This is a genomic window from Streptomyces sp. NPDC015532, from assembly GCF_043078065.1.
Lineage (GTDB): Bacteria > Actinomycetota > Actinomycetes > Streptomycetales > Streptomycetaceae > Streptomyces.
Genome location: NZ_JBIBSY010000026.1, coordinates 66,716 through 89,020, shown reverse-complemented (window position 1 = coordinate 89,020; position 22,305 = coordinate 66,716). Strand labels below are relative to the sequence as shown.

Sequence of the window (22,305 nt, the reverse complement as noted above, 5' to 3'; positions counted from 1 at the left end):
GCTGCTTTTCGACGGCGCGCTCCGAGCCGGCGTGCGTCGCTTCCTGGATGCGGCGCTGCAGATCCGCGAGCTTGCCCGCGGTGGTGTGGATGTCGATGTCCGGCTGTGTCGGCAGGTCGGACTCGGTACGCGCAACGGAACTCACCGTGAACCTCCTCGGTACTCGATCTCATGCTGACGGTACGCAGTACCATTCGGGAAGGCAAGTGGCCTCCGAAGGCCGAAACGGGGAAAGATGGGCGATCATGAGCAAGCCATCCGCGCGGTCCCGACTCGCTGACTCCGCCTTCGCGCTCTTCGACGAGCGCGGATACGAGCAGACGACCGTCGACGACATCGCCGAACGCGCCGGGCTGGGACGTACGACGTTCTTCCGGCACTACCGGTCCAAGGAAGACGTGATCTTCCCCGACCACGACCGGCTCCTCGACCTGATCAGGGACCGGCTGGCGACCTCCAGCCACAGCACCGCCCTGGTCGCCGTCTCCGACGCGGTCCGCCTGGTTCTGCTGCACTACCTCGACGAAGGCGACCTCGCGCGCCGGCGGTACGTGCTCACCAGCAAGGTGGGCGCCCTCCGCGACCGCGAGATCGCCAGTGTGGGGCGCTATCAGCGGCTGTTCCGTGAGTTCATCGCGGACTGGATGGGCGACGCGGCCAAGTCGGCGTCCCTCAGAGCCGAACTCATGTCGGCCGCGGTGGTCGCGGCCCACAACCACGTGCTCCGCCGCTGGCTGCGCGGAGAGACCACGGATCCGGTCGGCGAGGTGGACGAGGCGATGCGTGACGTGCTCGCCCTCTTCCCGGCGGCCGGCTCGCCGGCGGGCGGAGCCGGCACCACGGTCGTCGCCTTCCGTACCGGCCAGGACCTCGACGCCCTGCTCCCCTCGCTGAGGCGACTGGTCGAGGGCGGGGCCGAACACTGAGGGCCGCGCTGCCGGGGAAGACACGATGAGTCGCCGCGTGCCGGCGGCCTGGCCTTGTGGCGCGGACGGCCGCACCGTCGACCACGAGGCCCGTCGCCGTTCGGCCGACAACTTCACGCGTGACCGGACGCCCGCACGTCTGCGACGGCGATGGTGGACCCACTCGCAGCGCGGCGATCCGCAGGACTCCGCTACGCGGCGCGGCTCGATTGACGGGCCCGACCCGATGCCGCACGAACCAGCCTGGCCCGCTGCGCGAGGGACGCGGCGGCCCTCTCCCACTCGGGATACGCAAAGGCGAACCCGGCCGCGCGCAGCCGCCCCGGCACCACCCGACGGCTCTTGAACAGCAGCTCGGTGTCCGAGCGCAGCGCGAACGCCCCCAACTCGGCCATCCAGCGCGTCGCCGGCAGCCCTACGGGGACGCCCCAGGCCGTTCGCAGCGCCCGCATGAAGTCGCGGTGCGGAAGGGGCCCGGGCGAGGCGAGGTTCACCGGCCCGTCGAGGTCGTCCCGTGCGACCAGGAACTCCACCGCTCGCACGAAGTCCTGCTCGTGGATCCAGGAGACGTACTGCGCGCCGCCGGCCACCGGACCGCCCAGCCCGAGGCGCGCCAGCCGCGACAATACGTCGAACACGCCACCCCGATCCGGGCTCATGACCATCGCCGAGCGCAGCGCCACCTTGCGGGTCGCGGGAGTCGGCGCCTCGGCCTGCGCCCGCTCCCAGCTCCTCGCGATCTCGACGCTGTACGCCCAGTAGTCCGGCACCCCGGCCTCCGAGCCGCCGATCACCCCGGTCGCCTCGTCGTGCGCCGCGTCGAAACTGTGGGCGTAGACCGTCGCTGTACTCATCTGCAGCCAGACGCGCGGTGGCCGCGCGGCGGCGGCGATCGCCTCGCCGACCACCCGCGCCGAATCCACGCGGGAGTTCATCATGGCTTGCAGGTTCTCGGGGGTGTAACGACAGGAGACGCTGCGTCCGGCCAGGTTGATAACGACATCGCAGCCGTCGATCGCCTCGGCCCAGCGGCCGAGCGTGACCCCGTCCCATCCGATGTCGTGCGCCCGCACGGGGCGCCGGGTCACCACCGTGACCTCGTGGCCCGCCGCCGTCAGCGCGCGGTCGAGAATCGTGCCCACCTGTCCGGTTCCCCCGGGCAGCACTACCTTCATCGAACCCCCTCGGCTTCGCTCGCCACCAGCGTAGCCCCTCATTTTGAACGTGTTCAACTTGGGGATCCGGTGCGCGCCAGGGCGAGGCGGCGGACACGGGCGGGGGGCCGGACGGCTGCGGCGACGTTCGTCGGTACGTCAGCTTCGTCCTTCGCGGCAAGCCCCAGCCGGATCATCGGGCGGACCAGAGGAAGATGCCGGCGATGTGGAGTCCCGCCAGGCGGATGGCGGCGGTCTTCTCGTAGCGGATGGCGATGCCTCGCCACTGCTTGAGGCGGTTGCTGCACCGCTCGACCGTGTTGCGCAGCATGTAGGTCTCACGGTCGAAGCGTTCGTGTTCGTCCGCCGGTGTGTGTCGGCGTTGTCACGCAGTCAGACACTCGCTTTGGCGCCCGTTGGACCAGTCACCCACTCGTCAAGCTTGATCTTGATCCGGGCGACGGTCGGGCTTCGTCGATGGCCAAGGAGAGACCCGTCAGCGCCAGCCGCGCAATGAGTACGCCACTGCCACAGGAGCAGGGCCTGCTGGTTGTCTGTTCTTGGGGCCGGTAACTGTGGACAGTTTCGAACCGCCGACATCCGCCTTGTAAGTTCGATCCGGGCCCGCTCCCGCCGCGGTCGGCCACTGCTGCGAGGGCCGGACGGAGACGCTGGTGTTCGTCCCCGTCCGGTGTCGTTGATGTCAGCACTGGATGTCAGAAGCCTTCTGATCCGTAGCTCTCCGTCCGGCGCAGCGACGTCGCCTGTCGGCTGCCGGCCAGGAGTCGCCGAACGGGGCTTCGGGCGCCGGCGGGGCCGGCCGGAGACGGGTGGCATTCCATCGATCAAGGTGAGGGTTTGACTGACGTCGTTGACGTTGGTCGCGATCATGATGATATTGAGCGCGGTACCGTGTCCGTCAGCAGCAGGTGGTGTTTGCTACCTGCCTGTTTTCGCTGTTCGATCGACAGCGGGTCACGCGCTGCGCCGGCTTGGTTGCGCCGTCGCGGCGGTGATCGGAACTGCTGTGAAACCCATGGCGCCGTTGGATTGTGACCGTCAGGATGGCGTCCGTGAGTGAGCGATCAACTTGGCCGACCGACAGGCTGACCGCACTGAGCCTGGGCCGGAGGCTGGTCGCGGAGGTCTCGGTGTTGATTCCTTTCAAGACTGTTGACCAGGGGGCTTGGGTTCGATGACAACTGGGCCTGTCAGACGGTTCGCGGCATGCGGCGCACTGTTCCTGGCCCTGGCCGGGTGCACGAGCGAGGGGCACGGCAAGGCTGCGGGTACGCCGCGCCCGACTGCCTCTGCTCTCTCATCGGCCTCGGCGGCGTCCACGCCCGTCGCGGGTCCGGCACGTCCCGTAGGGGTGGCGGCCCGGCTTGGGCCGAAGGACAGCGTTCTCGCGAAGTGGCTCCGTACGGCAGCCCTCCCCCCGGGGCACGCCACGCCGGCCCAGAACACCGTGGTGGTCATCCATCGCGGACAGAAAGGCAGTGGCGAGGTGGGCTGGATATCCGGCGACAGCTACTGCCTCGGCTACCACCGTGAGGATGAATCGGGGTTCAGGTGCGGCCCTTATCGCGTCGCCCACGACCCATCCGTGCCGACGGTCGGCCGGATGGAGGGGCTCACCGACCACAGGCCTTCGTCGGACGAGTTCCAGCAGCCTTCCTACAGCCTCGCCATCGTCGTTGACGATCCCGGCCCCTTCCACTTCACCGGGGACGACCACCAGGGCCTCCTGTATCAGTCCCGGGCCACCTTGGAACCCAACCGGACCGTCACCTTCCTCGAATGGGGCTATACCAGCCCTTCCGTACCCCTACGGGCCAAAATCTGCAGTGCGTCCACTCCCCGCTGCATCACCGACCACGACGGCTGACCGCACCGCGGCCAAGCCGGGCACGTTTCCCGACAACATCCCTCGCGCCACGACGATCACATGCGAACTGGGATCGATCGGATAAACCACCCATGTGTTCAAGTGTGGTTGATTTCGACCGGATTCGAGTAGGTTGCGATGCGGATCGTTCTCAGCCGCCCCGTGCCAGGTGACCTGAGGTGGCACCCGGGAAAAGCTGGGCTCGCCAGTCTTCGAGTTGGTATGGTCCACCTGGCCATGAGTCCTCTAGCGGCCTAAGACCCTGCGCTCGGGTTCGCCCGACGCAGAAACCCCGGTTCGAATCCGGGCCGTGGCCACCTTCTTGCCTTCCAGGGTGCGGTTCCACCTCAACCCACCTCGTTGATGGGCACCTGCGCGAGTGTTTTGCGTGCCGCCTCTGGGCTGGGGCAGCGCTTTTGCCGTCTGTCGTCATCTGCCGTTGCCGGCCGTCATCGGGAGGCTTCAAGACGTCCCCAGAGGTAGCCCCGGAGTCCAACAGCGTGGCCCCTCGATGCGAACTATGGCGCGACGGTCACTGAGGTCTGCCGGGCATGTGTGGAGTCCAACTCCTCGGCGCGCTCGTGTGACTGTCTCGCGCACCGTTCGGCAATGCCGCCGACCATCCGGTGCGGGTGCGCCGGTATCCGTCGGATCTGACGGACGCCGAGTGGGCGGTGGTGCGCACGGCTCTGCCGGTACTGGCCTGTCTGGAAGGCCGCGGTGGCCGCTTGGAGGGTTACTGCCACCGGGAGATGCTGGATGCGGTGTTCTATCTGGTCGACAACGGCATCAAGGGGCGGGCGATGCCCGCAGTTTTCCCGGCGTGTGACCGGGTGTATGCCTTCTTCCGCCGTGGGCGCGACGGCGCGTTGGTCACCGAGCCGGACTACCGACTGCGCGGCCGGGTCCGCGAACGGGCCGGGCGGAATCGCCAGAGCCGCGGCAGTCCCAGACGCAGCCCTTCGCAGCGATGACCGTGCCGTTCGCCGGGCATTGTCACAGGCGCGGGCTGGTGTGCTGCGGGACATGCACGTGGCCCCGACCTGGCAGAAGGCTCGCATGGCCAAGTTGATCTACATGTTCAATGTGTCCCTGGACGGCTACATCGCCGACGCGGACGGCAATTTCGACTGGGCTGTACCGGACGAGGAGTGCTGCTCCTTCATCAAGGACGTGCTGCGGCCGGTCGGGATCTACCTGTACGGGCGCCGGCTGTACGACATGATGGCTGTCTGAGAGACGGACCCGTCCATCGCGGGCCAGTCGTCCGGGCGCGGGAGTTCGCGGAGATCTGGCAGGCGGCCGACAAGGTCGTGTACTCCAGGACGCGGGAGTCGGCCTCCACCACCCGGACCCGGATCGAACGCGACTTCGACCCCGAGGCGGTTCGGCGGCTGAAGGCATCTTCCGGACTTGACCTCACCGTCGGCGGGGCCTCCCTCCGCCACCACACCCAGCCGTGAGCACCCGGTGCAGACCGGGTGCGCCGGGTGCTCAGCCAATCTGCCCCTGAAGGACCTGGCGGGCGATTCTCAGCTGCCTGTCCCGCAGCGCGGTGCGGTCCTTGAGTACGTCGGGGTGATCGTCGAGCCAGCGCTGCTGCATCACGGCGAGTCTTGCGTAGGCGGTGCGCAGGTATCCGGTGTCCTGCTTGCAGTGGACGTCCGCCTTGGTTGCGGGGTGGGTGCGGATGTCCGCGTCGGGCGGCAAGGCTCTGATCAGGTCGAGGGGGTCTTTGGCCTGGACGCGGTTGGTGAGCATGCACTGCCGCCAGCCCTCGTTCGCCTTGCGGAAGAGGGAGTCGTGCTTGAGCCACTTGAACGCTGTCTGCTCCCCTTCGTCGAGCTGCATCCGCAGTTCCGTCCACCGCACCCGGCCGTCGCCCAGCATGTGCTTCTCCGCCTCGGCCTGGCAGCCTCCCGCCGGCATGGTCACCTTGAGCAGCTTGCCCTTGACGGAGATCTCGTTTCCGGGTTTGCCGTAGAGGGCGCGGTTGAAGGCCTCTCCTTGCGGCTGCTCCGGTGGCGCCTGCGTCTGGCTGTCCGCCCCGATTTCTTCGAGGGTCTCGAGACCGAACGGAGTCGGGCGGGACACCGCCGCGTCACCCGCCTTCGCCACGGGAGCGGGCTTGAGGGTGAATCCGCGCTCGGCCATGCAGGCGACGAGGACCTGTTGCTGGGCGGTCGCGATCTGTTCGCCGCTCTGGGTCCAGGCGTAGAGCTGGGTGTAGATCGGCGGACGCAAGCCCTGTTCGGCCAGCACGGCCGGGGACAGCGGACGATGGGGTCGGGGTTCGGGGTTCTGGGCCCTCGCGTCGGCGAGCGCCCAGATCGTTGCGCCCACCGTGACGGTCAGGACGCAGGCGGCGATGTGCCGGCGAGTGCCGTGGAAGCTCAGTGCCATGGGAATCCTGTCGAGGTCCGGAACGTGCGGGCCCGGTTTGCGCCGGGCCCGCCGTTCACAGAGGTCAGAAGCAGTCGGTCGACGTTCGGCCCGGGAGCGTCAGCCGGCTGGCCCGGTTCCGGAGGTCAGCGGGCAGCGGATCGCCGCTCTGCCTGTCCGCCTGGTCGACGGTGGAGGCGGAGTTGACGTAGTGACCGGGGTTCAGGCAGAACAGGAAGCCCGTTCCGTTGGTGTTGTCCCAGTAGTGGCTCTCGTAGTTCCCGGTGCTTGAATTGCTGGCCGAGTAGACGTTGTTGTTGACCGTGTCGTTGCGACCGACCCCGCTCACGTTGTACTCGTCGAAGGTGTCGTTGGAGAAGTCCGGATCGGAGTTGAAGAAGGACTGCCGTGCGGAGTTGATGTCGGTGTAGAAGACGCAGTGGTAGCCGGAGGCGCAGTTGGGGCCGGCGGCCGAGGGGGACGCGCTGGCCAGTCCGAGCGTGGCGGTCATGGCGGCCACTCCTGCGACTGCCGCGAGCTTTGTACGCATGTGCTGTCCTGCCTTCCCAGTGATCCGCTGGTGGGTGTTCTGATCGCTTACCGAGCTGAACCTGAGCTTCACGCTGTGTCCTTTCTTCGCGTTCTCTGCGACTCCGACGTCATCTCCACGGCGGGGGGTGCCTGTTGGACTGGTCGGTGTCGTTCTGGAGGGGCGCACCCGTTCCTTCCTTGATCGGAGGGGCCCCGGAGCCGATGCGCCCGGTACGGGAAGCGATCGTTGTGAGACGCGGTATAGGACCCGTATAGGTCCTGATGGGGATGCGTGCGGTAGGTCATCGGGCGTGGCTTCGGCCGGCTGCGCATCGCGGACCTTCGGGGCATGCGGCCAGGGGGTGCCGGCCCGGGAGGCCGCACCACGCGGCAGTCCGCTGATCCACGTCAGTGCGGCGTCATGCGGGGGTCGGGCGGGCCGGCACGGGTGTCTGCGTCGGAGGGCTGGTGTACCTTCGGGCCGCCGGCGTTGATCCGGGCAGCCTTGGGGGAGGCCAAGTGGAGTTGGGGATTCTGGGGGATCTGGCGGTCCGTCGCGAGGGCTTGCCGGTCGACATCGGATCGCCCAAGGTGCGTCTGCTGCTCGCGGTCCTGCTGAGCAGGCCCGACCGGCCCGTGCCTTCGGAGCTCCTCATGACCGCACTGTGGGGCGAGCGACCGCCGCGCTCGGCGCGTAAGAACCTGCAGCTGTACGTCCATCTACTGCGCAAGGCCCTGGGCCCGGAGCGTATCGAACGGCAGGGCGACGGCTATCGCGTGGTGGCGGGTGATGCGCTGGACGCCACGCGGTTCGAACGGCTGGCCCACCAGGCGGAGGAGTCCCTGCGACAGGGTGAGACAGCGGGCGCGCAGGAGTTGCACGGTGAGGCGCTGCGGTGCTGGAACGGGCCTGCGTTCGCGGAGTTCCTGGATACCGAAGCCGTCGCGACCCGGGCGGCCCGGCTGGAGGAGCTGCGTCTTGCCGTGCATGAGCGGTGGGCCGATTGCGGTCTGGCCCTCGGCAGGCATGCCGAGGTGATCGTGGAGCTGACGGGGCTGCTGCCCCGGCATCCCTTTCGGGAGTCGCTCCGCGGCCAGCTCATGACGGCCCTGTATCGCTCGGGCAGGCAGGCCGAGGCGTTCGAGCTCTACCGGCGGACCCATGCGCTGTACAGGACCGAACTGGGCGTCGAGCCCGGCCCGGGTCTGCAGCGCCTGCACCAGGCGATGCTCCGCGGCGATGAGGGCCTCATGCCCTCTCCGGTCCCCGTCGCGGCACTGGTGCCGGTCGGGGCCAACCCCTACCGGGGCCTGCCGGCGTTCACCTCCTCGGATCACGACCGGTTCTTCGGCCGCGACCGGCTGTGCGGGCTGCTGTGGGAGCGCGTGGAACGCTTCCCGGTGGTCGTCGTGTTCGGCGCGTCGGGATCGGGGAAGACCTCGCTGCTGGCGGCGGGCCTACTGGGCCGGATCCGGCGGGATACGACCGCTCGGTGGCAGCCGGTCATGATGACGCCGACCGACCAGCCGGTGAAACAGCTGGCGGCCGCGCTCGCCGAGCACGACCGGCCCGCCGGTCAGGTGCTGCTGGTGGTCGATCAGTTCGAGGAATTGTTCACCGTGTGCTCCGATCCCATGGTGCGGGAGGAATTCGTCGCCGGGCTGTCAGCGGCGTCCCATGCCGGAACGAAGGTCGTACTCAGTGTCCGTGCGGACTTTTTCGTCCAAATGACCGGGCTGAGCGAGCTGGCGCCGGCGCTGATGAGCGAGGCGCAGCTGCTGGTCGGCCCGCCGTCGGCCGCGGAACTGCGAGAGCTGATCGTCCGGCCGGCAGATCTTGAAGGCTGCTCGGTCGACGCCGATCTGCTGGCCACCGTGGTGGCGGAGGCCTCCGGCGCTGCCGCCGCACTCCCGTTGGTGTCCCACGCGCTGCGGGAGACCTGGCGCAACCGGGCCGGCCGCACCCTGACCCTCGCGGCGTACCAGGCAGGGGGCGGGATGCACGATGCGATCGCCCAGACCGCCGAACACGTCTACGCCGAGCTCGAACCCGCCGAGCAGGACCTGGTGCGCCGGCTCATGCAGCGGTTGATCAGCCTGGACGAGGACGGGGTGCGGGACAGTCGGCGACGGGTCCCGCAAACCGAACTCGACGGGATGGGCCCGGCCGCGGCGGTCGCGGACGTGGTCGACGAGCTGGTGGCGGCGCGCCTGGTGGTCGTGGACGAGGATCGGGTGGAGATCGCCCATGAGGCGCTCATCGTGGCGTGGCCCAGGCTGCGGGCCTGGCTGAGCGAGGACCGCCGGCGCCTGGTCGTACGGCAGCGGCTCACCGCCGCGGCCCGAGTCTGGCAGCAGTCGGGGCGGGACGCCGGAGGGCTCTATCGGGGCTTGAGCCTGGCCGAGGCGCGCCCCCACCGCCCGGAGCTGAACCTTCTGGAGCGTGAGTTCCTCGACGCCGGCGAGGTGCTGGCCGAGTCCGAACTCGCCGCGGCGCGGCGCCGGGTCCGCCGGCTGAGGGTCCTGGCGATAGTGCTGGCGGTGCTGCTGACGGCGACCGTGGCCGGGGGCGGTGCCGCCTGGCAGCAGCGGCAGGTGGCACAGCGCGAGCACCTGACCGTCCTGGCCCATCAGGCCGCGCTCACATCGCGCTCGCTGGTCGCCACCGACCCGGACGTCGCCCGGTCCCTCGCCCTGGCCGCCTATCGGCTGCATCCCGACGCCGACACCCTGGGCGCGGTGATCAGTACGTCTGCGTCCGCGCAGCCCAGCGTCGTACTCAACACGAACGGGCCCGCGTCGTTCGGCCTGGCCCTGTCCCCTCACGGCTCGCTGGTGGCCGCGGCCACCAGCGACGGCACCGTGGAGCTGTGGGATCCGAAACGACACAGGAGGCTGGCCTCCTTCACCGAGCATGTCGTCAAGCCGCTCCCCCAGGGGTTCTTCGCGCTGAGGGTGGCCTTCAACGCCGACGGTACCCGGCTGGCGTCCTTGGCCCGGTTGAACAATCCGGAGCAGCCGACCGGAGGCTCGGTCGTCGTGCGGGAGGTCCGGTCGAGGAAGGTGCTGTTCAAGCAGGTAGTGTCCGGCGACCTCAGCAACGGTCTGGCCTTCAGCGCCGACGGCACGGTCGTGGCCTACGGCACCGGCGAGGGCACACGGGTAGCCACGCTCGGCGGTGGCAAGGCCGTGTTCCTGCCCACCGGTATGCCCGCGGCACTCAGCCTGGCCGGCGATCAGCGCTCGCTCGCCGTCACCCGTACCGATGGGACGGTGGCCGTCTGGAACATCGAAACCGGTCGCCGTCGCCTCGAGCTGAACACCGAAGGCGCCCAGGTGGCCCGGTTCGGCTCCACATCCGATGTCCTGGCCACGGCCTCCGAAGAGCACGGCATCAGGTTCTGGCGGCTGACCGGCCGCTCGGCCCGCCAGTTCGCCGACCTCCCGGTGCAGACGGCCTTCCCCTGGATGATCTCCGCGCCGGTCGGTGATCGGATCGCGATCGCCGACGAAGAGGGCATGATCTCGATCTGGGACTACCGGCGCCGCGAGCAGATCGCCCGCCACGCCGACCGCTACCGCTCGGAGACCATGGCTCTTGACCTGGCACCGGACGCGAGCACGGTGGTCTCGGGCGGTCTGGGACGCACCATCGTGGTGCGCCGGACGGCCCTTCCCTTCAGCGGTCACGGCGGCGCCGTGAACGACGTGGACGTCAGCTCCGACGGCCGGCTCGTCGCCTCCGCCGGCGACGACAGGTCCGTACGGATCTGGAATGCCTCCGGTGCTGCCGAACGGCTGCTGGGCGGACACTCCGACCATGTCAAGGCAGTCGCGTTCAGCCCGGACGCCACGGTGCTGGCGGCCGTGACGCGCGACCACACCCTGACTCTGTGGAACCCGTCGACCGGGCGGCGCTACACCACCCTCGCCTTCACCGGTATGGGCACCGGCACGGACGTCGCCTTCAGCCCGGACGGCGGCACGGTCACCGTGATGTCCCTGGGAGGAACGTTCCGCTGGAGGGTCAGCGACCCGGCACACCCCCGTCCACTGCCGGCGCCGACCGGCCCGCGCACCTCGACCGCCATGGCCTACCCCGCTCGGGGCGGCCTCCTCGTCGCGAGCACACCGGCCGGCGGCATCGCCGTGTGGAGCACCGCCGACGATCGGCTGGTGAAGGCTTTCCCGGCCATGCAGGGGTCCACGCAGGACATCGCGGCCACTCCGGCGGGCGATCTGATCGCCACCGCCGGCTCGGACCACACGGTGCGCCTGTGGTCGACCCGGACGTGGAAAGGCAGGGGCACCCTGACCGGCCACACCGCAGCGGTCGGCACGCTCGCCTTCAGCAGGGACGGACGCCTCCTCGCCTCGGCAGGTGAGGATCACACCATCGTCGTCTGGGATGTACGAACCCACCGGCGCATCGCCACCCTCACCGGCCACTCGGCAGACGTGCAGGGCTTGGCGTTCACCCCGGACGGAACCCTGCTGTCCGCGGGAGCCGACCAGCGCATCATCCACTGGCCGCTGACCGCGACCGAAGCCACCCGGCGCATCTGCCGAGCCACCGCCTCACCGCCGACCGCGGCGCAACTCGACCGTTACCTCCCCGGCCAGGACACCGGCGCGCTCTGCCCGCAGCCCTGACCCGGGCACGCCGCCGGCGAGGCGTGCTCCCCTGCAAGCGGTCCGTGGCTGGCACCACCGCCCAGCGCGGCAGGGTGACCTTCGGAAATTCCCGGGCTATACCGACGCAGGGCACGCTCAGTGCACCGGTTGCTCCCGCCGGCGAGCTCACGATGAGGGCCGTACATGACTGCCCCCAACCAGGCCCTCATCATGACCGCCGTGCGGGCGGCACACCGCGACCGAACGCGGCCGTCCCGCAGCGCCCAGCCACAGCGGATGGGCACCTGCCGTCCCATCGCCGCCCGCACACCCCGCCCCAGACACGCATGAACTCGGCACCAAAGAAGGAGACACGGTGAGATCCCTCATCCGCACGCTCAGCCCAGGGCTGCTCGGCAGACTGCTCGTGGCTGTTGCCGCCCTCGTCGTCCTGCCCTGGCAGGCCGCGGCGCCGGCCGCCGCGGCGGCCCCGCCCATCGCCTTCCAACTGCCCTTCACCTGCGGCCAGCAGTGGCGACTCGACACCTGGGCACACGCACCCGCGCTCGACATGGTCCGCGAGCCCGACCAGGTCGGCACCGAAGGAGCACCGGTGCTGGCTCCGGCCTCCGGCACGGTCCGGCAGTCCTTCTACCACTCCAATGCCGGCAACGTGATCCAGATCAACCACGGGCAGCGCTACTTCACCACATACCTGCACCTGCAGAGCCGCGATGTCAGCGTCGGCCAGACGGTGCAGCGCGGCCAACTGATCGGCCGGGTCGGCAGGACGGGGCCTACCTCGAACAACCACCCGCACCTGCACTTCGAACTCGCCTACGACGCCGACAACAACGGATCCGCCACCTGGGGCAACTCCACCTCCGAACGGATCCGCCCCTGGTTCAACGGCGTCGAGTACGGCCAGGCCAACAGCCGGACCTGGCGGAACGTCACCAGTAACAACTGCGGCGGCACACCAGCGCCCACCTGCAGCGGCGTCAACCTCGACTTCACTGCGTACCCCCTCATCCAGCAGGGATCCAACGGCAGTCTGGTCAAGGCGGCGCAATGCCGACTGATCGCCGCCGGACACAATCCGGGAGAACCGGACGGCGACTTCGGGCCCGACACCGCAACGGCGACGATGGCCTTCCAGTCCGCCCGGGGCCTCACGGCCGACGGTGACATCGGCCCCAGGACCTGGACGGCCCTGCTGTCGTACGGCTCGACACCGGCGCTGCGGAACGGGTCGACCGGCGCGGACGTCAGCCGACTGCAGCGAGCACTGACCGCGGCACTCGGCCGAACCGTGGGCATCGACGGGGACTTCGGCCCCAACACCGAACAAGCCGTGCGCGACTACCAGACCACCCGCAGCCTCGGCGTCGACGGCGACGCCGGCCCGCAGACCTGGGCAGCCTTGCAGGCCGGACGATAAGCACCCTCGTGGGCGGGGAAGCACGGCAACTCCGCCCACGACCGGCAACTCCGCCCACGACCGGCGTCGGATCGGCCGCGAGGACGTCCGGTGCTTCAGAGAGTCGAGGCCGGCGTCGCGGTGGTCCTGGAGGGGATCTTGCGCGAGGCCATGCCACAGAACCAAAGCCGAGGCGATCGTGCGGGCGCCGCGTCGCGCGGGGACCACATGTACCTACCCCGGCGGGCGCAGGGACGACGCCGTGTGCAGCCGCCGAGGCTTCCGGTGGGACGAACTACCCCCGCGGGCGCGGGGACGACGGTGCGCCACACCACCGTCGGCCGCATCCTGCGCACCACCACCGCACCGGCCGCACCAGCGGAGCGCACCACCCCCGCGACGAGGAGGCCGTCCCCGCCTGCTCGACCGTGACGACGAGGACTTCGTCGTGGCGACGGCCACCACCCGCCCCGCCAAGCTCGGCCAGCCCTTCACCCGCTGGTCACTGCGCAAACTCGTCGCCTACCTAAGCAAAGTCCACTGCCGGATCATCCGTATCAGCCGTGAAGCGTTACGCGGCCTGCTCGTCCGCCGCGGCATCACCTTCCAGCGCACCAAGACCTGGAAGGAATCTCCCGACCCTGAGCGCGACACCAAACTGAACCGCATCGAGCACGCCCTGGACCGCTTCCCGGACCGCGTCTTCACCTTCGACGCGTTCGGCCCGCTGCCTCACCCCGACCTACGCCTCGTGGGCGAACCCGATCGAGGCACACTTCGGACCGCTACGGCAGTTCACCATCGCCAACTCCCGCCACCGCAACCACACGATGCAGACCCGGGCCCCGCACGCCTACCTCCGCCGGTGCAACGCCAACGCCCGCCACCCGGGCGTCCTGGCCGCCGAAGGCAGGAGTCACGACGAGTCTGAACACAACCTGAACGGCCGGACGGAGTGCCTGGTCAGCCCCATGATCCCGGTGATACGAAAGGGGGTCGCGCAGGGTTCGCCGCCCCCCGGCGCCGCTCGTCCGTCACCTTTCCCCGACCAGCACGACCTCCAGGGTGCGCGGACCGTGCACCCCCTCCACCCGGTCCAGTTCGATGTCACTGGTGGCGGACGGGCCGGAGATCCAGGTCAACGGGCGTGTCGGGTCCAGGCGTTCCAGAGCCTGGGGGACGGAGGCCACCACCTGGTCGGGGACGCGGACGACACAGATGTGGTGGTCCGGGATCAGGGTGATCCGGCGGCGGCCCTGGTCCGGGCCGCCGTCGAGGACGATCGTGCCGGTCTCGGCGACGGCGAGGGCGCAGCCGGTCACCACACTCCCCACCTTGTCGAGCTCACCGGGTGTGCTCACGGCACGGTCGTCGACCCGGGTGGGATCCGCCGCCCCCATCCACTCCGGCGGGAGCCCCGGCGGCACGAGCACGTACCGGGGCCCGCGTTCGGCGAGCAGCCGCTCGATGAGGTCCGGCAGCCCCTCCTCGGTGGTGCGGTGCACGATCGCCCGGTAGTCCGCCAGGTTCTCCGCGAGCAGGTCCACCGTCTCGGCGACACTCCGCGTCCCGTGTTCGCGCAGATAACTCCGGCCCACCGCCTCCTCGTACCGGGGATCCCTCCAGGGCTCTCCGGGCACGGGGGGAGTGTCGTCGTCCCGGGGCACGTCCGCGAGGGCCCGGCGCACCCGGCCCAGGATCAGATCCCTGCCGCTCACTTCGTCGTGTCCTCTCCGCCGCGCGTACGCTGCCACCACACGCGGAACGACTCCGCCGGGACCGCGGGCAGATCACGGGTCCCGCTCCACGCCCGGCCGGGGCCCGGCAGGGTCCGCGGGTGGAAGCGGCGGGTCCCGGAGGCCAGCCGCTGTCCGGCGCCCAGCGCGCCGGGGTGGCTGAACGCCCAGCGCGCCGCGCGCATCGCCGCCCGTTCGGCGGCGTGTCCCCTGGCCGGCTTCAGCACGACGGTGTTGCCGTCCCGGGTCGCCCGCCCGCCCTGCGCGATCCTCTCCCGCAGATGGACGAGGACTTCCGGGATGTCGATCGCGACCGGACAGACCTCGTAACAGGCGCCGCACAGCGAGGAGGCGTACGGCAGGGAGGCGTCGATCTCGCTCGCGGTGCCCCGGAGCTGCGGACTGAGGATCGCGCCGATCGGGCCGGGGTAGACCGAGCCGTAGGCGTGGCCGCCCGCCCGCTCGTACACCGGGCAGACGTTGAGACACGCCGAGCAGCGGATGCAGCGCAGCGCCTGGCGGCCGACCTCGTCGGCGAGCGTGTCGGTGCGCCCGTTGTCGAGCAGGACCAGATGGAAGGCCCGCGGCCCGTCCCCGTCCGTCGTGCCCGTCCACATCGAGGTGTACGGGTTCATGCGCTCGGCCGTCGAGGAGCGCGGCAGGGTCTGCAGGAACACCTCCAGGTCCCGCCAGGTCGGCACGATCTTCTCGATGCCGACGACCGAGATCAGGGTCTCCGGGAGCGTCAGGCACATCCGCCCGTTGCCCTCCGACTCGACGACGACCAGGGTGCCGGTCTCGGCGACCATGAAGTTGGCGCCGGAGACGCCGACTTTGGCGCGCAGGAACTTCTCGCGCAGATGCAGGCGCGCCGCCTCGGCCAGTTCGGCGGGCGTGTCGGTGAGCCCCTCGGGCGCGGCCCTGCCCCAGGCACCCATCTCGCGGACGAAGATGTCACGGATCTCGGCGCGGTTCCTGTGGATCGCCGGGACGAGGATGTGCGACGGCCGGTCCTTGCCCAACTGCACGATGAGTTCGGCGAGATCGGTCTCGTACGCGTGGATCCCCGCCGCCTCCAGCGCTTCGTTGAGCCCGATCTCCTGCGTGGCCATCGACTTGACCTTGACGACCTCGCTCTCGCCGGTCGCCCTGACCAGTTCCGTGACGATCCGGTTGGCCTCCTCGGCGTCGGCGGCCCAGTGCACGACGCCACCGGCCGCGGTCACCGACTCCTCCAACCGCACGAGATAGCGGTCGAGATGGCGGAGCGTGTGATCCTTGATCCGCTTGCCGGCCTCGCGCAGCTCCGCCCAGTCGGAGACCTCGGCGACGGCTCTGGCGCGCTTGGTGCGGATGGTGTGGGTGGCGTGGCGCAGATTGCCGCGCAGGGTGGGGTTGTTGACGGCCTCGCGCGCCGCCTCCGGGAAGGCCGGCATGCCGACGAACGTTCCGCTCATGCGCTCGGCTCCTCTGCCGTACTCGTGTTCTCGCGGGCTTCCGGTCCTGTGACGTCGACCGTGCCGCCGCCTGCTTGCGTGCCTGTTTCGCTGCCGATGTCCCCGCCCGCCTCCGTGCTCGCCAGGATCTCCGCGAGGTGCACGGGCCGCATCCCCGTCCTCAGGCGGCCCATCGTGCCGCCGATGTGCATCAGACACGAGTTGTCGGCGGCGCACAGCACCTCGGCGCCCGTCGACTCGGCGTTGCGCACCTTGTCGAGCCCCATCGCCGCGGAGACGTCGGAGTTCTTGAGGGCGAACGTGCCGCCGAAGCCGCAGCACTCCTCGGCGCCGGGCAGCTCCCGCAGCTCAAGTCCCCTGACGGCACTGAGCAGTCGGCGCGGCCGGTCGCCGAGCCCCAGACCGCGCAGGCCGTGACAGGTGGGGTGATAGGTCACGGTGTGCGGGTAGTACGCGCCGACGTCGGTCACACCGAGGACGTCGACCAGGAACTCGGTGAGCTCGTACGTCTTCGGCACGACCGGCGCCAGCGTCCTGGCCAGGGTGTCGCCACGTCCTTCCGCGCGGGCCCGTTCACCCATCCGCGGATACAGCTCCCGCACCATCGCCCCGCACGATCCGGACGGCGTCACGATCGCCTCGTACTTTCCGAACACCTCGGCGAAACGCCGGGCGAGCGGCTCGGCCTCATGGCGGTAGCCGGTGTTGTAGTGCGCCTGGCCGCAACAGGTCTGCCCCATCGGGAAGTCGACGTCGACACCCAGCCGGGTCAGCAGTTCCACCACCGCGCGGCCGGTGTCCGGATACAGCGTGTCGTTGACACAGGTCAGGAACAGGGCGACACGCATCGCGGCTCCTCGGGGTCGGTCCTGGACGGTTGCAGGGTACGCGGCGGTGTCCGCTTCACGGGTGTTTCATCCTCGGCGCCTCACGGTGTGCCGAGCCTGGCCTCGGCCGCGCGCCACGCCGCCGTGTCACCCCGCGGCTCGTAGTGGCGCAGCGGCTGGGTGCGCGCCACCAGCTCGCGCATCTCGGCACGGTCGCCGACCAGTCCGTGCGCCCGCGCCTGGACGAGGACGTTGCCGAGCGCGGCCGCCTCCGCCGGGCCCGCCACGACGGGCAGTCCGCAGGCGTCGGCGGTGAGCCGGCACAGCAGCTCGTTGCGGGTGCCGCCGCCGACGATGTGCACGACGTCGACCGGATGTCCGGCCAGGGACTGCGCCCGCTCGATCGCCCGGCGGTGCGCGAGCGCGAGGGAGTCGAGGATGCAGCGGGTGATCTCGGCGCGGGACTCGGGCACCGGCTGCCCCGAGGCCCGGCAGGCGTCCGCGATCCGCGACGGCATCCGGCCCGGCGCGAGGAACGCCGCGTCGCCCGCGTCCACGACGGACCGCAGCGGCGCCACCTGGGCGGCGGCCGCGAGGAGTTCACCCAGATCGGGGTCGCCCCACTCCCGTACGCACTCCTGGAGCAGCCACAGGCCCATGATGTTGCGCAGATAGCGGACCGTGCCGTCCAGGCCCAGTTCGTTGGTGAAGTTGGCGGCCCTGCTCGCCTCGGTGAGCACGGGCGCGTCCAGTTCCAGGCCGGCCAGGGACCAGGTGCCGGTACAGATGTAGGCGAACCGCTCCCCGGTCGCGGGAACGGCGGCCACCGCCGAGGCCGTGTCGTGCGAACCGACCGTCGTCACCGGTACGGGCCCGGCCAGTCCGGTCTCCTCCAGCACGCGCGGCAGCAGGGACCCGGCGGGGTCGCCGGGACGGCGCAGCGGCGGGAACAGCCGCAGGTCGATGCCGAGCCGTTCCGCGAGACCGTACGACCAGTCGCGGGTCCTCGGATCGATCAGCTGCGTGGTGGAGGCGTTGGTGAGCTCGGTGCCCAGCTCCCCCGTGAGCCAGTACGCCAGCAGGTCCGGGACGAGCAACAGGTGCTTCGCCGAGGCGAGTTGGGCGGAGGATCGGGCCGCCGTGAGCTGGTACAGGGTGTTGAAGGGCGCGTACTGGAGCCCCGTGGCCGCGTACAGTTCCGCCGCGGGCACGCTCGACCACACCTTCTCCGCGACGCCCTCGGTGCGGGCGTCGCGGTAGTGCACCGGGTTGCCGAGCAGTGCTCCGTCGGCGCCCAGCAGTCCGTAGTCCACCGCCCAGCTGTCGATGCCGACGGAGTCGACCTGCCCGGCCGCGCGGAGTCCGTCGAGGACACCCGCGTACAGCCCGAGGATGTCCCAGCGCAGCCCCTCGGGGACGCGGACGGGCCGGTTCGGGAAGCGGTGCGCCTCCGTCAGGGCGAGCGTGTCCGGGCCGACGCGGCCGACCATGACGCGCCCGCTGGACGCGCCGAGGTCGACGGCGGCGTACGCACGCGCCGGGGCGGTGCGCGCGGTGGAGCCGAGCGGTGCGGAGGTGTGCGGGGCGTTCATCGACGTCATCGCAGGAAAGCGGCGGCGACGCCGGCGTCGACCGGGATGTGGAGCCCCGTGGTGTGCGTCAGATCCCCGCCCGTCAGGGCGAACACGGCGGCCGCGACATGCTCCGGCAGCACCTCCCGCTTGAGGATGGTCCGCTGGGCGTAGAACTCGCCGAGCTGCTCCTCCTCGATACCGTACGTCGCCGCCCGCTGCGCGCCCCAGCCGCCCGCGAAGATGCCCGAGCCGCGCACGACGCCGTCCGGGTTGACGCCGTTGACCCGGATGCCGTGCGCGCCCAACTCGGCTGCCAAGAGCCGTACTTGATGCGCCTGGTCGGCCTTCGTCGCGGAGTAGGCGATGTTGTTGGGGCCGGCGAAGACCGCGTTCTTGGAGGCGATGTAGACGATGTCACCGCCCAGCTTCTGCGCGATCATGACCCGGGCCGCCTCGCGCGAGACGAGGAAGGAGCCGCGCGCCATGATGTCGTGCTGGAGGTCCCAGTCCTTGGCGGTGGTCTCCAGGAGCGGCTTGGAGATGGAGATGCCGGCGTTGTTCACCACCAGGTCGACACCGCCGAAGGCCAGCACCGCCGCCTTGAAGGCCTCGGCGATCTGTTCCTCGGAGGTGACGTCCACGCCCACGGCGACGGCCTTGTCGGGACCGCCCAGTTCGGCGGCGACCCGCTCGGCCCCCTCGGTGTTCAGATCGGCGACCACCACGCAGGCGCCCTCGGCCACGAGCCGTTCGGCGATGGCCCGGCCGATGCCGCTGCCCGCGCCCGTCACGAGGGCGACACGGGTGGCGAGCGGCTTGGGCCGGGGCATCCGCTGGAGCTTGGCCTCTTCCAGGGCCCAGTACTCGATGCGGAACTTCTCCGACTCCTCGATCGGCGCGTACGCCGAGACGGCCTCGGCGCCGCGCATCACGTTGATCGCGTTGACGTAGAACTCGCCCGCCACCCGCGCCGTCTGCTTGTCCTTGCCGAAGGAGAACATGCCGACCCCGGGGACCAGCACGATCGCCGGGTCCGCGCCACGCATCGCCGGGGAGTCGGGCAGCGCGTGCCGCTCGTAGTAGGCGGCGTACTCCGCACGGTACTCGGCGTGCAGTTCCGCGAGCCGGGCGACCGCTTCGTCGAGGGAGGCGGCCGGAGGGAGGTCGAGCACGAGCGGCCTGACCTTGGTGCGCAGGAAGTGGTCCGGGCACGAGGTTCCGAGGGCCGCGAGCCGTGGGTGTTCGGCGCGGGCGAGGAAGTCGAGCACCTCCTCGGAGTCCGTGAAGTGGCCGACCTGCGGGCGGTCCTGGGAGGCGACGGCCCGGATGTGCGGCGCGAGCGCGGCGGCCCGCTCGCGGCGGTCCTCCGCGGCGAGTGCCTCGTAGCCCTCGACGACCGGTCCGAACGGCTCCGCCTTCCCGCGGTCGGCGAGGAAGGCCTCGGCGGTGCGGATGATGTGCAGCGAGTTGCGCTCGCACTCCTCGGCGGTGGCGCCCCACGCGGTGATGCCGTGGCCGCCCAGGACGCAGCCGACGGCCCCCGGGTTGGCCTCCTTGACCGCCGCGATGTCCAGGCCGAGCTGGAAGCCGGGCCGGCGCCACGGAACCCAGACCACGCGGTCGCCGAAGCACTCGGCGGTCAGCTTCTCCCCGTCGGCCGCGCAGGCGAGCGCGATCCCCGAGTCGGGGTGCAGATGGTCGACGTGCGGGGCGTCGACGAGCCCGTGCATCGCCGTGTCGATCGACGGCGCGGCTCCGCCCTTGCCGTGCAGGCAGTAGTCGAACGCGGCCACCATCTCGTCCTCGCGGTCGACGCCCGGGTACACCTCGGTCATCGCGCGCAGCCGGTCGAGGCGCAGCACCGCGAGTCCGGACTCGGTGAGGGTGCCGAGGTCGCCGCCGGACCCCTTCACCCACATCAGTTCCACGTCACCGCCGGTCACGGGGTCGGTGCCGGTGCCCTTCGCGGAGGCGTTGCCGCCCGCGTAGTTGGTGTTGCGGGGATCGGCGCCGAGCCGGCGCGACCGGGCGAGCAGAGCGGCGGCTTCGGGATGGGGTGCCATGTTCCAGGTCCTTAAGGAGAGGGTGTGGGAACCGAGGAGGAGCGCCCCGCCAGGGGCGCGGGGAACTGCGCGATCAGCCCGGGACTGCCCGGGGCCCGCGGAACCCAGCGCCGTGGGGGCGGGCGCGGCGCGGGCTCGTGTGGAAGAGAGGGGACGGACAGCGCGCCGTCAGGGGCGCGGGGAACTGCGCGACCGGCCACGACGATTCCCGCGGCCCGCGGATCACCGAGCGGGGCAGACGCGGCACGGCGGGCCGTCCCGGCCGATCCCGCCCCGCGGAGGAACCCGCCCTCGGGAAGCCGGCCCCCGCGCAAGGGGCTAGGCCCCCCACCCCGCCTGGGTCCCCCCGACCCGCTCGGCGGCGATCCGCTCCGCCCACCCGGACCGGTGATACGCGGCCACCGGGTCGGGATCGAGCCCCAGCTCCGCACGGACCTCGGCGAGCAGCGGCCGCACGTCCGTGTTGTACGCGTCCATGACCACCGCGTTCGCGGCCAGCACGTCCCCGCTCCGCTGAGCCTCGGCGAGCGCGGCACCGTCGACGAGCAGCGCCTTGGCCGTGGCCTCCTGCACGTTCATGACCGAGCGGATGATCGCCGGGATCTTCGCCTCGATGTTGTGGCACTGGTCGAGCATGAAGGCGACGTCCGGCGTGAAGCCGCCGCCGCGGATCACCTCGTACATGATGCGGAACAGCTGGAAGGGGTCGGCGGCGCCCACCATCAAGTCGTCGTCGGCGTAGAAGCGGGAGTTGAAGTCGAAGGCGCCGAGCTTGTCCTCGCGCAGCAGCGTGGCGACGATGAACTCGATGTTGGTGCCGGGGGCGTGGTGCCCCGTGTCGACCACGACCTGCGCCTTGGGGCCGAGCTTGAGGCAGTGCGCGTACGCGGTGCCCCAGTCGGGGACGTCCGTCGCGTAGAAGGCGGGCTCGAAGAACTTGTACTCCAGCAGCATCCGCTGGTCGTCGCCGAGTCGGGCGTAGACCTGCGCCAGAGCCTCCGCCAGCCGGTCCTGGCGTGCGCGGAGGTCGTCCTGGCCGGGGTAGTTCGTCCCGTCGGCGAACCACAGCTTCAGGTCCCGCGAACCCGTGGCGTCCATGATGTCGACGCATTCGAGCAGGTGGCCGACCGCCTTGCGGCGTACGGCCGCGTCCGGGTGGCAGACGGAACCGAGCCGGTAGTCGTCGTCCTGGAAGGTGTTGGAGTTGATCGCGCCGAGCTTCAGGCCGCGCTCCTCGGCGTGCTTGGCGAGCGCCGCGTAGTCGTCGGTCCTGTCCCAGGGGATGTGCAGGGCGACGGTCGGGGCCGCGCCGGTGAACTCGTGCACCTTGGCGGCGTCGTCCAGCTTCTCCTGGGGGGTCCGGGGCACGCCCGGTTGCGCGAACACCTTGAACCGGGTGCCCGAGTTCCCGTACGCCCACGACGGCGTCTCGACGGCCTGGGTCTTGAGCGCGGCCTTCACCGCGGCGAACTCGGTCACTTCGGGACTCCTACGACTTCGAAGGGGAGGGCTTGTCCGACGGCTTCCCGAACCGTTCGGGGCGGTGTCCCGGGGGGCTTCCGAAAGGACGCTCCGCAGGACGCCCGCCCGTGCTGTTCAGCGGACTTCTGAACACACTCTCTGAAACGATTCAGAAGCTGAAACTATGAGCGCCCCGAAAGGCTGTCAACCCCTCCGGCAGGGAGTGATTGCCGTGACCCTGTTGTGACACAAGGCAGTAGAAGAATTTCGAC

The 22,305-nt window shown here is 70.4% G+C and carries 15 protein-coding genes, 1 tRNA gene and 2 pseudogenes; 8 read left to right on the top strand and 10 right to left on the bottom strand.

The window, feature by feature from the left end; all coding sequences use genetic code 11:
- The first annotated feature begins 245 nt into the window (after nt 1-245).
- On the top strand, nt 246-926 hold the full coding sequence (locus tag ACF07B_RS41460; RefSeq protein ID WP_392182750.1) for a TetR/AcrR family transcriptional regulator: 681 nt from the start codon (nt 246-248) through the stop codon (nt 924-926).
- Nucleotides 927-1,117: 191 nt separating this feature from the next.
- Here ACF07B_RS41460 and ACF07B_RS41455 read toward each other — a convergent pair whose 3' ends face one another.
- Nucleotides 1,118-2,101, bottom strand: a complete 984-nt coding sequence (locus tag ACF07B_RS41455; RefSeq protein ID WP_392182749.1) for a TIGR01777 family oxidoreductase — start codon at nt 2,099-2,101, stop codon at nt 1,118-1,120.
- Between the two features lie 172 nt (nt 2,102-2,273).
- Nucleotides 2,274-2,429, bottom strand: a pseudogene (locus tag ACF07B_RS41450) (IS5/IS1182 family transposase); the annotation flags it as partial.
- Between the two features lie 1,122 nt (nt 2,430-3,551).
- Between ACF07B_RS41450 and ACF07B_RS41445 the strand changes: the two are divergent.
- From ACF07B_RS41445 to ACF07B_RS41430, 4 genes are all read left to right on the top strand, one after another.
- Nucleotides 3,552-3,968: a hypothetical protein gene (locus ACF07B_RS41445; protein ID WP_392182748.1), complete on the top strand. Its 417-nt coding sequence runs from the start codon at nt 3,552-3,554 to the stop codon at nt 3,966-3,968.
- Between the two features lie 233 nt (nt 3,969-4,201).
- Nucleotides 4,202-4,285 (top strand) — tRNA-OTHER (locus ACF07B_RS41440).
- A gap of 315 nt (nt 4,286-4,600) precedes the next feature.
- Nucleotides 4,601-4,942 carry a transposase gene (locus ACF07B_RS41435; protein WP_392182747.1) on the top strand — a complete coding sequence of 114 codons (342 nt, stop codon included), beginning with the start codon at nt 4,601-4,603 and terminating at the stop codon, nt 4,940-4,942.
- 85 nt (nt 4,943-5,027) lie between these two features.
- The gene (locus ACF07B_RS41430; protein ID WP_392182746.1) at nt 5,028-5,204 is read left to right on the top strand and encodes a dihydrofolate reductase family protein; all 177 of its coding nucleotides are present in this window, start codon (nt 5,028-5,030) and stop codon (nt 5,202-5,204) included.
- Nucleotides 5,205-5,462: 258 nt separating this feature from the next.
- Here the strand turns inward: ACF07B_RS41430 and ACF07B_RS41425 are convergent, their stop codons facing one another.
- Both ACF07B_RS41425 and ACF07B_RS41420 read right to left on the bottom strand, forming a co-directional pair.
- Nucleotides 5,463-6,371, bottom strand: coding sequence for a hypothetical protein (locus ACF07B_RS41425; RefSeq protein WP_392182745.1), 909 nt, complete (start codon nt 6,369-6,371; stop codon nt 5,463-5,465).
- A 64-nt stretch (nt 6,372-6,435) separates the two neighbouring features.
- Nucleotides 6,436-6,861, bottom strand: a complete 426-nt coding sequence (locus ACF07B_RS41420; protein WP_392182744.1) for a hypothetical protein — start codon at nt 6,859-6,861, stop codon at nt 6,436-6,438.
- 539 nt (nt 6,862-7,400) lie between these two features.
- On the opposite strand from ACF07B_RS41420, the gene ACF07B_RS41415 reads away from it, so the two are divergent.
- From ACF07B_RS41415 to ACF07B_RS41405, 3 genes and pseudogenes are all read left to right on the top strand, one after another.
- Entirely contained in the window at nt 7,401-11,534 is a 4,134-nt protein-coding gene (locus tag ACF07B_RS41415) for a BTAD domain-containing putative transcriptional regulator (RefSeq protein WP_392182743.1), read from the top strand.
- Nucleotides 11,535-11,871: 337 nt separating this feature from the next.
- Complete coding sequence (locus ACF07B_RS41410; RefSeq protein WP_392182742.1) at nt 11,872-12,936, top strand: peptidoglycan-binding protein; 1,065 nt, start codon at nt 11,872-11,874, stop codon at nt 12,934-12,936.
- A 370-nt stretch (nt 12,937-13,306) separates the two neighbouring features.
- A pseudogene (locus ACF07B_RS41405) lies at nt 13,307-13,823 on the top strand (hypothetical protein); the annotation flags it as partial.
- Between the two features lie 126 nt (nt 13,824-13,949).
- Here ACF07B_RS41405 and ACF07B_RS41400 read toward each other — a convergent pair.
- The 6 genes from ACF07B_RS41400 to rhaI all read right to left on the bottom strand — a co-directional run bounded on the left by ACF07B_RS41400 (nt 13,950) and on the right by rhaI (nt 22,051).
- A complete protein-coding gene (locus tag ACF07B_RS41400) occupies nt 13,950-14,633 on the bottom strand; it encodes a lactate utilization protein C (RefSeq protein WP_392182741.1) in 684 nt (227 codons plus the stop codon).
- A complete protein-coding gene (locus tag ACF07B_RS41395) occupies nt 14,630-16,108 on the bottom strand; it encodes a LutB/LldF family L-lactate oxidation iron-sulfur protein (protein WP_392182740.1) in 1,479 nt (492 codons plus the stop codon). The genes ACF07B_RS41400 and ACF07B_RS41395 overlap by 4 nt, the downstream gene beginning before the upstream one ends.
- Nucleotides 16,105-16,956, bottom strand: a complete 852-nt coding sequence (locus ACF07B_RS41390) for a (Fe-S)-binding protein (RefSeq protein WP_392182739.1) — start codon at nt 16,954-16,956, stop codon at nt 16,105-16,107. Before ACF07B_RS41390 ends, ACF07B_RS41395 begins: the two co-directional genes overlap by 4 nt.
- An 80-nt stretch (nt 16,957-17,036) precedes the next feature.
- Nucleotides 17,037-18,527: a rhamnulokinase family protein gene (locus tag ACF07B_RS41385; protein WP_392182738.1), complete on the bottom strand. Its 1,491-nt coding sequence runs from the start codon at nt 18,525-18,527 to the stop codon at nt 17,037-17,039.
- Between the two features lie 5 nt (nt 18,528-18,532).
- Nucleotides 18,533-20,572, bottom strand: a complete 2,040-nt coding sequence (locus tag ACF07B_RS41380; protein ID WP_392182737.1) for a bifunctional aldolase/short-chain dehydrogenase — start codon at nt 20,570-20,572, stop codon at nt 18,533-18,535.
- Nucleotides 20,573-20,890: 318 nt separating this feature from the next.
- Entirely contained in the window at nt 20,891-22,051 is a 1,161-nt protein-coding gene (gene rhaI, locus ACF07B_RS41375; RefSeq protein WP_392182736.1) for an L-rhamnose isomerase, read from the bottom strand.
- Between the last annotated feature and the right edge of the window lie 254 nt (nt 22,052-22,305).